The 12,281-nt window shown below is 59.5% G+C and carries 9 protein-coding genes; 5 read left to right on the plus strand and 4 right to left on the minus strand.

Translation table 11 applies throughout. The features are described from left to right. The first annotated feature begins 14 nt into the window (after nt 1–14). Nucleotides 15–2,213 (plus strand): polysaccharide biosynthesis tyrosine autokinase, encoded by a 2,199-nt coding sequence (locus P5205_16550; GenBank protein ID HSA11973.1) that lies wholly within the window; start codon nt 15–17, stop codon nt 2,211–2,213. An 83-nt stretch (nt 2,214–2,296) separates the two neighbouring features. Here the strand turns inward: P5205_16550 and rho are convergent, their stop codons facing one another. The 3 genes from rho to P5205_16565 all read right to left on the minus strand — a co-directional run bounded on the left by rho (nt 2,297) and on the right by P5205_16565 (nt 6,471). Further along, nucleotides 2,297–3,439: a transcription termination factor Rho gene (gene rho, locus P5205_16555; protein ID HSA11974.1), complete on the minus strand. Its 1,143-nt coding sequence runs from the start codon at nt 3,437–3,439 to the stop codon at nt 2,297–2,299. A gap of 193 nt (nt 3,440–3,632) precedes the next feature. Further along, complete coding sequence (gene cysK, locus P5205_16560; GenBank protein ID HSA11975.1) at nt 3,633–4,616, minus strand: cysteine synthase A; 984 nt, start codon at nt 4,614–4,616, stop codon at nt 3,633–3,635. A 1,729-nt stretch (nt 4,617–6,345) separates the two neighbouring features. Beyond that, nucleotides 6,346–6,471, minus strand: coding sequence for a hypothetical protein (locus tag P5205_16565; protein HSA11976.1), 126 nt, complete (start codon nt 6,469–6,471; stop codon nt 6,346–6,348). A gap of 42 nt (nt 6,472–6,513) precedes the next feature. On the opposite strand from P5205_16565, the gene P5205_16570 reads away from it, so the two are divergent. The 4 genes from P5205_16570 to P5205_16585 all read left to right on the plus strand — a co-directional run bounded on the left by P5205_16570 (nt 6,514) and on the right by P5205_16585 (nt 10,234). Continuing rightward, the gene (locus P5205_16570; GenBank protein ID HSA11977.1) at nt 6,514–7,053 is read left to right on the plus strand and encodes a hypothetical protein; all 540 of its coding nucleotides are present in this window, start codon (nt 6,514–6,516) and stop codon (nt 7,051–7,053) included. After that, nucleotides 7,038–8,039 (plus strand): M23 family metallopeptidase, encoded by a 1,002-nt coding sequence (locus P5205_16575; GenBank protein HSA11978.1) that lies wholly within the window; start codon nt 7,038–7,040, stop codon nt 8,037–8,039. Before P5205_16570 ends, P5205_16575 begins: the two co-directional genes overlap by 16 nt. Nucleotides 8,040–8,119: 80 nt before the next feature. Beyond that, on the plus strand, nt 8,120–8,980 hold the full coding sequence (locus tag P5205_16580) for a prepilin-type N-terminal cleavage/methylation domain-containing protein (GenBank protein ID HSA11979.1): 861 nt from the start codon (nt 8,120–8,122) through the stop codon (nt 8,978–8,980). Nucleotides 8,981–9,058: 78 nt separating this feature from the next. Further along, nucleotides 9,059–10,234, plus strand: a complete 1,176-nt coding sequence (locus P5205_16585; GenBank protein HSA11980.1) for a pyridoxal phosphate-dependent aminotransferase — start codon at nt 9,059–9,061, stop codon at nt 10,232–10,234. 105 nt (nt 10,235–10,339) lie between these two features. Here the strand turns inward: P5205_16585 and P5205_16590 are convergent, their stop codons facing one another. Then, nucleotides 10,340–12,142: a hypothetical protein gene (locus P5205_16590; protein ID HSA11981.1), complete on the minus strand. Its 1,803-nt coding sequence runs from the start codon at nt 12,140–12,142 to the stop codon at nt 10,340–10,342. Nucleotides 12,143–12,281: the final 139 nt, after the last annotated feature.

Here is a 12,281-nt window from a genome sequence, read left to right on the forward strand (position 1 = left end):
CGCCTTTGTGACGCATGAATGAGCAAACCGTTCAACCCGCGCTGGACCGGTCCACCTCAAGGGCGCATTTTCATGCGCGGCTGAGCCGCTACCGCAACCTGTTGCGAGAGAAATGGTGGGTGCTGGTCTTGGGTGCGGCAATCGGCGCGGCGATCAGTGCAGTGCTGGTTTGGTATGCGCCTCCGACGTTTGTGTCTGTCGGGCGTATGATCGTGAGCATTAAGCTAACGATCCAGCCCGCATCACTCTATTCAGAGGAGCTTAGCAACTTCCTGGGCACCCAAGCGGCCCTGATGCAAAGCAGCGCGGTGATCAACCGCGCGCACACGCGTGTGTTGGCGCAGAAACCGGAGGTGAAAATGCATCCGGTGGCGTTGAATGTCTCCGTTCTCCCTAAGACCACAATCTTTGTCCTGCGAGCCACGGGTGGCGATCCGGATTATACGCAAGCGTTCTTGCAGGCCTGCATGGACGAGTATATTGCCTTGAAGAAAGAGATGCGGATGCAGACTTCCGACACGACGGTAGCCGGTCTGACGGAACAAGTGATGCGGCTGGAAAAGGAATTACGTAGAGCTGAAGAGGAGATCGCCGAGTTCCAGAGCACGAACAGCGTGGTTCTGTCCCAGGAACAGGGAGCCGGCGCCGCCAGTTACGACGCGGCGCTTAACCAGCGAATTGCGACGCTGAAAGCCGAATTCGAACTGCTGCACAAGGTGACGCTGGATCAGAATCTGAGCCGTCAACAGGCGGAAGGCACCGGTATGCCAGCAGCGAGTGGGCCGGTCCAGGATCCAAGCGGGACCCTTCCGCAGGACTTGACCGGAAACTCCTCACCGGCGAGCGTCTCGACGGGTCAAGCCACCGCGACCGCAGTTGATCGAATGGACGCGGACTACCTCAAGGCCAAACAGCAAGTGCTCCTGATGAAGGCGGAGATGCAGGAGTTGTCCCAGTACCTCAGGCCAAAGCATCCTAAGATGATTGCGATGAAGGAGGAGATTGGCCGGCGGGAGGAGTTGCTCAAGATTTACCGCAGCCAAAGCGAGGAGCAGTTGAGGAGCCGTAAGGACATGCTGGCTTTGGAGATTGGAATTCTGGAGAAGCAATTGAAGGCGCGGGATGAAAGGAGCTTGGTACTCCAGCAGAAGGCTGCTGAGTACCAACGGCTCAAAGCGAATGTGCAGCGAATCCAGGCGCTGTACGATCAACTGCTGGCTACTATGCAGACCCTCGATGTCAACAAGGAGATTAGCCCGGAAAGCGTCGAACCCATTGAGAGAGCTTCTGTAGCCTATCGGAACCGGGCGGAGCTGCGGAAGAAGCTGGCAGTCGGCGGGTTGGTTGGATTGATGCTGGGGGTGGGATTGTTGATGTTGTTGGACCGGCTGGACGACCGGATGAGTTCTTTCACCGAGCTGCAGGATTTACTTGATGAAAACGTGTTGGGCCAGGTTCCCAGAGAAGGGTCCATCAGCTCGAGGAAGCAGACGTGTCTGATTGAGCAAGAGGATATGCGACATTCCTTCGTCGAGGCATACCGCAATCTTCGTTCCTCTCTCCTCTATATGGCCGAGTCGGGCGAACGGCCTAAGACTGTTCTCGTGACCAGTTCGGTGCCGAATGATGGCAAGTCGATCACAGCCGCCAACCTTGCCATTACGATGGCGCGCGCCGGCTCCCGCGTGCTCCTGGTGGATGCCGACCTTCGCAGGGGGGGGCTGCACCGACTTTTTGGCATTCCGGCCCAGCCAGGGCTATCGGAAGTGCTTGCTGAGGGGATAGCTTGGGAAACGGTTGTGCGCGCGACGAAGTTCGGCAGCCTGTTTGTCCTGCCTGCCGGCGCCTTCACGGGCAAATCGAGTGAGTTGTTTATTGGTGAAATCACAAGAAGCTTCATTCAGGAATCCGCGGCGAAGTATGACTACGTGATAATGGACACGGTGCCGGTTATGGCCGCCGATGATGTGACCAGCCTGGCGCCGCAGGTGGATGGTGTGATCTTCGTGGTCCGTGCCGCCTTTACCTCCGCACGCGTGGCCCGGGCGTCCCTGGATTCACTATACCAACGCCAAGTCCGCGTGCTCGGCCTTGTCTTCAACGCGGTTCGCCCAAGCTCCGAGGATTACTACTACTACCGGTATCGAGATTATTACAGGCCATATCCTGCGGCCAGGGCCGAATCCGACGTTGCGGCCGGGCGTGGACGGTGAGTCAGACGCACTACAGGTCCGTAACTTGAATTGACCTCAGCGCAAAGTTGTGCGCGGGCGTATCTTCGCGATCCCTTGGTTGATCAAAGGAGCTTGGCCAGCAACTCGTCGTTCGTCTTATGCTTCCGAAGGGCAGCGACGAGCGTTTCCATCGCTTCGACCGGGTTCAAATCCACCATGGTGCGGCGCAGTTTGCGGACCGCCTCAATCTGGTGTTTCGGGAATAGCTTCTCTTCTTTGCGCGTCCCGCTCTTGGGGATATCAATGGCTGGGAACAAACGCCGGTCCGAAAGCTTGCGGTCCAGAATCAACTCCATGTTCCCAGTGCCTTTGAACTCCTGGAAAATGAGCTCGTCCATGCGCGAGCCGGTATCCACGAGCGCAGTGGCCAGGATAGTTAGCGAACCGCCCTCTTCAATCTTGCGAGCGGAAGCGAACATCTTACGGGGGATTTCCAACGCGCGGGCATCCACGCCGCCGGTCATGGTGCGGCCGCTGCCGCCGTGCGCGCTGTTGTAGGCGCGTGCCACCCGGGTAATGGAGTCTAGTAAGACAAAGACATCCTTGCCCGCCTCCACCATTCGCCGGCAGCGCTCGATCATGAACCGCGACAGGCGGACGTGGGTCTCCAAATCCTGGTCGTTGGACGAGGCGACCACCTCTGCTTTCACTGATCGCTGAAAGTCGGTGACTTCCTCCGGCCGCTCGTCAATGAGCAGGACCATGACATGGACTTCGGGATGGTTGGTGGTGATGGCGTTGGCGATCTGCTTGAGAATGGTGGTCTTGCCGGTGCGCGGAGCGGCGACGATCAAGCCGCGGGTGCCCTTGCCCAAAGGTGTCACCATGTCAATGACGCGGGTTTCGATGAGGTCGGGGGTCGTTTCGAGCCTAAACTTCTCGATCGGGTCAATGGTGGTCAGGTTTTCGAAGCGCACCATCTTGGTGTAATCCGCAAAGACGATGTTGTTGACCTTGTCCACCGACTTGAGCTGGGGGCTGTTGCCGCGGTGGGGAGGTTGAGTGGGGCCGGCTACGTAGCTGCCCTCGCGCAAGAAGCTGCGCTTGATAGTGTCCGGCGTGACAAAGATGTCCGTCGGTTTGGGGTGAAAGTGGTTTTCGGCGGTGCGGAGAAATCCGAAGCCCTTCTCCGAGATCTCGAGATAGCCGGCGCCGTAATCGGCGGTGGCGGCGCTTTTGCTTTCGCTGTCGGTTGCTGTGCTCATATCAGTTTGCGTGTCGTCGAAGGTTCTTCGGAATAAATCCCCGAAAACCACGTTTGAACTTTGAATTTTTGGGAAGCTGCTGCGCCGGCTTGCCATCATAGTTGCCCGCCGCCCGCAGTTAACAGACCTTCGATCGCGCTATAACTACCGGTAATTCCGCACCCGCGCAACAAGTATTTTTAAATAATTGATACTACCCACCGACCTGAGCCCTGGCCTCGGCGGCCAAGGGCGTGCTTAAGTAGCGCTCGCCGGTGGAGCAGGCAAAGGTGACGATCAACTTGCCCTTGTTCCCAGGCCGTTTGGCGATCTGGATGGCTGCCCATACGTTGGCACCCGAAGAAATGCCCGCCAGGATGCCTTCCTCCTTGGCCAGCCGCTGGGCCATGGCGAACGAGTCTTCGTTGCTCACTTGGATGCATTCAGTGATCTGCGGATTGCCCTGCGAATCTCTGAGATGCAGGTTTCCCGGGATGAAACCAGCGCCGGCGCCCTGGATCTTGTGGAGGCCAGGTTTAAGCGGTCGGCCGGCGAGAGTCTGTGAAATGACCGGGGAGTCCTTCGGCTCTACCGCTATGGCCTGGAAGGAAGGCCTGCGGGGCTTGATCATTTCGCAACAGCCGGTAAGGGTGCCGCCGGTGCCCACGGCTGCTAACACGATATCCACCTTCCCATCCGTGTCGTCCCAAATCTCCTGAGCGGTGGTCTGACGATGAACCTCCGGGTTAGCCGGGTTCTCGAACTGCTGCGGAACCCAGGCCCGGGGGGTATCTTTCGCCAACTGCTCCGCCTTGGCGATTGCTCCTTTCATGCCTTCGGGGCCGGGCGTCAGGACGAGCCTGGCTCCCAGCATGGCCAGTAGTGTGCGCCGCTCCTGCGACATCGTCTCCGGCATGGTGAGAATGAGCTGGTAGCCCTTGGCTGCCGCCACAAAGGCCAGCGCTATGCCGGTGTTGCCGCTGGTGGGTTCGATAATTACCGAGTCCTTTGTAAGTATGCCGCGCTTCTCCGCGTCTTCGATCATTGCCATGCCGATGCGGTCCTTCACGCTGCCAAGAGGATTGAAGTATTCGCACTTCAGCAGGACCGTGGCGGGCAAGTCGTGCGTGACCTTGTTCAGACGCACGAGCGGCGTGTGCCCGACCGTTTCAACAATGTTGTTGTATATGCGACCCATAAGGCCTCAGCGTGTCCTGGCGAACTTCCTGTTCCCGTTCGCGCTTGTGGCAATCTCCGCCGGATGCTGGGCGCGGACAAGCCCAAAGAACATAAAGTCCCTGCCCGGCCTTGCGGCCGAACAGGGACTAAATGGGGGATGGGAGTTCGCCACGCTCTCTTTCCCGCGCTGGCATTGGGCGCCTAATTGGCTGCCAGCTTCCCGACGCTATTCTCCACGGCAAGCGGAGTCTTCGGCCTCGTAGCAGGGCCGTCCAGCATCTTGCGATCACTGGATTATTGAGTGAGGCTTTTCAGCTCGCTTGGGCTGGTGGTTGCGCCACCGGCTTGCGAACCAGGCCAAGACACGTCTGTGTCTTCTTATCCGCGTCTTAACCACTTAGCTCCAGGTCAGCCACCGCCTGTTAGCAGCGCGTTTGCCCGGTGCCACGGGTCTCGCCTCTTAACTCTCAGGTCGCCTTTTGTCCACAGATCAGCGGTGTTGTTTTTAACATCGCCGACCTCTCGGAAGGTTTTCACGGGTCCTGCCGAGACCACGTGTCCTTCCCGGTCCAGGGGCTCACTTTGTCCCGCTTTTCAGCGTCTTTCAATTGGCAGATGCCGCAATGCGCTTCTGCCGGAGCCGCCTGCCCGTGCTGATGCACAGTAGCAACCGGATACCCTCTGGGTAACTGCGATTCCCCCGGGCTCGAAACTCACCCGGGCTACTTGATTCGATTTGGAGTGGTTTCTAATCACTCCTTACCGCTCAGTCCCTTTTTCGCGTTTACTGACAGCGCACGAACGCTGCCAGAGGAACTGGTGAATCCTGCCTCCGTTCCCGAACCTTGCGGCCCGGCTTGAGAGGAGCTGAGCCAACCAGCCTGACTCAACCTTTCCCCAGTCACCTGGGATTATCTCCGAGACGTTCAGCTTCAATCTATTGACCGCTTCTGTCCATCCCAGTTCTTTCAATGAACTGGGAAGAGCTTAACAGAATTTCACAATCCGACAACGGATTCTTACGCACAACTTATTCACCGTTTTAGCCCTGTGAACAGTTTGCGAATAACTCTCAGGGCTCAATCATTATCGTGGTTTTGCGAGGGGAGGTTGCGGGTTATTCACAAGGCGAATTCCGCCGCGGAGCCAGCGGTGAACAACTTCCGGTGTCCGAAAACAATCGTCCAGCCGTGGTTGCTCCGGATCGAAAGTGCAGAATTCGACGAAATCAAATTTGCACCACTGTCGGACGGGCGACGATGCCGATACGGTGTTCGCACCTGGCGATGGCCTGCGGCTGGCTGGGTGGGTGGCTTGCTATTCCGGTCGGGCTACGGTGTGTATCCCATGGGGAGCGCTCCCCATGGGATACACACCGTAGCAGCACCCTCCCGTCACCGTATCACCATGCTGGGCGTGCTGGGGTCAGCGGGGACTGGAGAAGGTCAGCAGGCACCGTCACTGCCCCAAGTATGGAAAGCGCGCGGGCTGCAGTTCAGAAGTGCGCATGCGGTTCAAGGCGGGGAGCAACGATGACCTCGTGTTCCCTGTGACTCGCCTATCTGGGCCGTGCAGGTTTGAACCACAGTTGCTACTTCCCGGGAATCCGTGATAGACGATTCGTCTACATCGGGCACACACACCGCCGGGGAACTTCATCTCGTCCACCTGTGGACGGTCAACCATGCCCTGTCTTGAGCGCTGAGACCCGCGGCGGTGGCGGCGTGAGCTGCGGGCCGAGGAAACCGTCAGGCCGTGGCCGAGGCCTTGGGCGCGGCCTTGGCCTTGGTTTTGGCTTTGGCGGCGGATTTCTTGCGCTTCAGATAGGCCTTCCGCCGTTTTTGTTTCTCAGCTTTATTATATTGTTTGCCCATAACTCTTTACATTCCTGACGTATTCCGGTTGTTTAGCGCACTATGACGATTCGTTGGCGGTTATTCAATCTCTATTTGCTGGTGACGGTGGCGGTCACCATGGTTTGCGGATGCCAAACCTCTTCCTCCGGAACCAAACCCAAAAAGCTGCTTAGCACCTTGCGCCTGCACCTGGAAGCAAGCCGTTCCGCCACCGAGGCCACCGAAGTTGTCCCCATTTATCGTGTCGAGCCGATCATGGTTAGAGTCGAGAAAGTCCCGTTCCTGACCGAGGGCGATGTGGCTGAGGCGAAAGTGGTTGATGTGGGGGACGACTTCGCTCTCTGCATCAGGTTTGGCGGGCTTGGCGCCGCCCTGTTCGAACAACAAACGGCCGCCAATCGCGGCAGGAGGATTGCGATTTTCAGTCAATTCGGCGAGCACATCGAGAACGCCCGTTGGCTGGGGGCCCCCGTAATCGCTTCCCGCAGCAGCGACAGCGTGCTGACCTTCACCCCGGACGCCACCCGTGCGGAAGCGGAGGAGATCGCCACTGGCCTGAACAATGTGACTGAGAAGGTCAAAACATGGGTAGACCGTTGATGCTGATGGGATTGATGGTCGCTGGTGCCGTTCAGGCTCAGCCGTTTCATCTTCCCACCGCCAATCATGCGTTGTTTGTCAAGGGCGGCGAGGAGCGGTATTTCGTTGGCACGGTTGGCAAGCCGTGGACCAGCGGCACGTTTGGCTGTGTACGAACCGGCGGGTGGCAAATGCACGAGGGACTGGACATCCGGTGCACACAGCGCGACCGGCGCGGTGAGCCGACGGATCCGGTACTGGCTGTTGCCGACGGCACGGTCGCCTACATCAGCACTCGCCCCTCCCTGTCAACCTATGGCAACTACCTGATTCTCCGTCATCAGGTCGAAGGCTTGGAGGTTTACTCCCTCTACGCTCACCTTGGTTCGATCAGCCGTGACTTGAGGATCGGTCAGGCTGTTCGGGACGGCCAGGCTCTCGGGGTCATGGGCCGCACGGCCAACACGCGGGAGACCATCTCCAAAGAGCGCGCTCACTTGCACTTTGAGCTGAACCTGTTCGTCAACGATCGGTTCTCAAGCTGGTACAAGAAGACCTTCCCCACCCAGCGCAACGATCATGGCAACTGGAATGGTCAGAATTTGCTCGCGTTTGACCCAAGGGAAGTGTTCCTGCGGGGGCGCGAACAGGGCGCCAAATTCAGCTTGCTTAGCTTCCTTCGGCATCAAACCGAGCTATGCCGCGTACTGGTGCGCAAGCCTGAGTTCCCCTGGCTCAAACGGTATGCCCCCTTGGTTCGCCCCAACCCCCGCGCAGCAAGGGAAGGCGCCATCGGGTATGAAGTCGCGCTCAACTTCAACGGCGTCGCGTTTGAACTCATTCCTCGCGCCGCGTCGGAGGTCAAGGGAAAGGCCCAATTCCAGCTTCTGTCAGTCAATGAGGCTGAATACCGTAAGAACCCTGCCCGCCGTCTCGTGGTGCAAAGAGGTGGCCGCTGGGAACTTGCCAACCAAGGCCTGAATTTGCTGGGTTTGCTGACGTACTAGCCAATTGCCGGCCCGAGTTTCTGCTCGCACACTCCGCGGATACCTGCTAGTGTGCTGCGAGTCGGCGAAGCTAGAGCTGCATGGAAGCCTTTCTTCATCTTGTGAAGGACAACAGGGCGGACTCCATCCCGTCTCTGCGTGCACCCCGCTCTGGTGGACGCCTTGCTTTCACGCTGATCGAATTGCTGGTGGTTATTGCCATTATCGCCATCCTTGCGGCATTGCTGCTGCCGGCCTTGGCCCGCGCCAGGGAAAAAGGCTGGCGCATCTCCTGTCTCAGCAACCTCAAGCAACTGCAGGTCTGCTGGCATTCGTATGCCCTGGACCACAATGACCGCCTGCCACCGAACAACTCTATCGGCCTGGTTGGAGGCGGCACGGCCGCCGCCGCGGTGACTTGGTGCAGCAACTATGTGTATGACGTGGACCCGGCGGGCATAGTCAACGGCTTGCTGTTTCCTTACAACACGTCGCTCGGAATCTACCGTTGTCCGGCAGACCGCTCCACAATCACCACCCTGGACGGCGTCAAGCTTTCCCAGCCCCGCTGGCGCAGCTATAATATGAGCCTATGCCTCAACGGCGAGCCCGGCTTTGACCCCCATTCTCGATACACTCCGTCTTTCAGCAGATTGACGGCGATCCGGAACCCCGAACCTTCCAAGCTGTTCGTCTTCCTCGACGTGCATGAAGATGAAATCTATGACTGCACGTTCGGCATGCCAAACTTTCAGTGGTGGGGCGACGCGAAAGTCTGGTGGGATATCCCGGCTAACCGCCATTCCCAGGGCGGTAACCTCGTCTTTGCCGACGGCCATGCCGAGCATTGGAGGTGGAAGGTGCCGAAGGTATACAAGGGCAGTCTCCCCCAGGTTGTACCCGTCGAAGAACTGCCCGACTACCGGCGGGTACAGTCGGGCTATTTGCAGTATTGGCCATGAGCGGCCTGGCGGCGGCATTGGCCCCCCGTTTTTTCCCACTTGCACTGCCCGGCGTGGGCGACAATCTTCTGCGGGAACATGAACTACAAGATCTCACGGCGCGCGGCCTCCCTTTCACCATCGCTCACGCTGGCCATTGACTCGAAGGCCAAGAGCATGAAGGCCGAGGGACAGGACGTTGTCGGCTTTGGCGCCGGCGAACCGGACTTCGACACGCCGCAGCACATCAAGGACGCCGCTGCCAAGGCGCTTGCCGCCGGCTTCACCAAGTACACCCCGGCGGCCGGTATCCCTGAGCTGCGCGCGGCCATCGCTGATAAGCACAAACGCGAGAACGGCCTCACCTACAAGCCTTCGCAGATCATCGTCTCGTGTGGCGGCAAACATGCCTGTTTCAATGTCATACTCGCCACCTGCGAAGAGGGCGACGAAGTCATTATTCCCGCGCCCTATTGGCTAAGTTACCCCGAGATGGTCAAGATGGCCGGCGCGAACCCCGTCATCGTCCCGACCACGGACAAGACTGAGTTCAAGCTCACTCCCGACGCCTTGCGCGCCGCCATTACTCCGCGCACGCGCCTGTTTGTGCTGAACTCTCCCAGCAATCCCACTGGCTCGGTCTATACTGCAGACGAACTCAAAGCTCTGGGCGATATCTGTGTCGAGAAGAACGTCCTCATCATGAGCGACGAAATTTACGAGCACCTGCTTTACGACGGTGCCACTACCAGGAGCGTCGCCAGCTTCTCCACGTCGCACTTCGAGCACACGATTATTGTCCACGGCTTCGCCAAAGCCTGGAGCATGACGGGTTGGCGCCTGGGTTGGTGTGCCGCGCCGGAGCCTATCGCCAAGGCCATGGACGCCGTCCAAAGCCACAGCACCAGCAACCCAACCAGCTTCGCCCAAAAAGGAGCCGTCGCCGCCCTCACTGGGCCGCAGGATCACCTCAAGCTCTGGCTGGCCGAGTTCAACAAGCGCCGCGTCTATGCTTGGACGAAGCTGAATAGCATCCCCGGCTTGAGTTGCGTAAATGCCAAGGGTGCCTTCTACCTCTTCCCGAACATCGTTAAGACCGGCCTGAAGTCCACTGACTTCTGCGCCCGGCTGCTCGAAGCCGAGAAAGTCGCCGCTGTGCCCGGCATTGCCTTCGGCGCCGACGATTACATCCGGCTCAGCTATGCCACCAGCATGGCTAACATCCAGAAGGGCCTCGACCGCATCGAGAAATTCTGCCGCAGTCTCGTGAGCTGACCCCGCTTGGAGATCATCGGCGCGCCCCGCAGGCCCCATGCTGCCCGCCCAGAAACCCTCGCGGTTGGACTTAAACCGCTGCCGCACCGTTGGCAGACGGCGGCCTCAGCTCACCACGTCCGAGTTCGACTGGGCCATGAGCCGGGCGCGGGCGGCCTCCATGTCGGCCCTGACTTGGACAATACGGGCACGAATCAGCTCGCGGTTTTCCTCTCTGGCTACGAGCAGTTCGCGGGTAAGTTCTTCGATACGCTCCTCGTAGGCGCGGTTCTGCTGCTGAATCTGCTGCTCAATGCGCGTCAGGCGCTGTTCGACCGCCATGGCTTTGAGCGCGACGACCTGTTGAGTTTGCAGCAACTGCGCCCGATCCCGTATAAGCTTCCTCGTGAAAGTTTGCTTCAGCCATTGGCCCAGTTGGGGTATCAAACCGGCGCGGATGACCGCCAGGGCTCGGTCGGCACGCTGCTCGGCGGCTAAAGCTTGCTGGCGCAGGGCCTCGGTTTGGGTTTGCGTGGTGCCGGCTGCTTCCATGCGAATCAGCGGGCTGGGGGGCGGTGGTGTGTGACCTTTGCCCGCGGTGGATTCGGCAGCGGATTGTGACGCCATAACCACTGTGTAGCCTGACGGAGCCTCCACGTCATTTGTGAGAAGCGCTGGTGATGGCACTGACCGCGCTCGCCCCCTCCAGATCAAAGCCCAGACCACAGCGACGAGCGCCATTAGGCTCCCCAGCGCCGCCGCTATCCACAGCATCTGAGGCGGAGGGAATGAAGTTCTCGACCGCTCGGGCTCTGGCGTGTTGGAAACCACACGGTCGGCAGGCAGCCGTGCCGGCGCGCTGGCCTGCTCGGCGACCGCCGGCAGGGAGTCGGGCAGTTTTGGCAGTTCATGCTCCGCAGTTGGCGGTTGCAGGCGGGGCTTCCGTTCGGCGACCACTACAGGCGTGTCCAATTGCACGTCGCAGGTGACCGGAAAGCGCCTGGTGACCCCCAGGCGCATTATGCTGGGGTTGATGGCGCAATTAGCCGGTTGTGTGAAGATGTAATCTGCGAGCATGCCTGTCTGCCTGGCCCCAACCCGCATCGTAGGTCGCTCAGCGGCGGGCGTGTCCTGGAACACATCGCCGAAACCGGCTTCCTGCAACAATTGCAGTGGCGTGTTCGCCAGCGCTGCCTCGCGGCCTGGGACCGTGGCAAACGTGCCGCCGACGACAATGGCCTGTACCCGGTTGGTTCCCCAATTCCTTGCCGAATCAACTTGCAGCAGCAACTGCTCAATTGCGGCGGACAACCGCTCCTCCTGGGTGGCGGCATTCTGCTGCTTGCCGCCCGGACGCGGTTGCTTTGCGGCTGCGCCCGGCTGTTTTGCTGCGGGGCCGGACGGTTGGGCTGCTGTTTGGGCTGAGAAGAAGCCGACCCGCTGTTGGCCAATCTGCAGCGCCGCAAATGTGAAACCGCCCGGCAAGGGCGTAACACCTCGGTTGCGCCAGGGTTCAGACCACGAGAAAACGGCCCTGGCTCTAGCCTTGGCGAGGATGGCGACTTGCTGCTTGCGCAAAGTGCTGGTTCGCGGTTCTCGAAAGGCGGAGCAGGCCACTACGTTGTATTTGGCGGGCCAAAGTGCCTGCGCGAGTTGTTCGCACATCGTCCAGTCGTTGACCTGCTGCAGGAGAATGACATCCGGGTTGAGCTTTTTGAGCGCGTTGGCGGCAGCCGGGATGCTGATTCCATTGGTAATAGCTCCAGCAGCGTTGGTCCGCACGGTCGGCGGCTGCAGATTCCAGGAGGTTACGCGCAGAGGCTGGGCCAGGCTGCTCGGGACCAGGAGTAGCAGTGCCAGCGTCAGGAAGCCGGCGCCCTGCACCGACCTGAAAGCGGGTGAGGCGCTTAGCCCGAACGGTGCGCACATCGCGGTATGTGGTTGCGAAATGATGCGCTCAAATCAACCCGCCGGGCTCCTTGCTGTCAAGGTCGAATGAACTGTTCTGACGACTGCCTGAATCCTTAGCGAAGCACACTTTGCCGCTCAGCAATGTGGGGAACGGAGC

This window comes from Candidatus Paceibacterota bacterium, from assembly GCA_035452965.1.
Taxonomy (GTDB): domain Bacteria; phylum Verrucomicrobiota; class Verrucomicrobiia; order Limisphaerales; family UBA8199; genus UBA8199.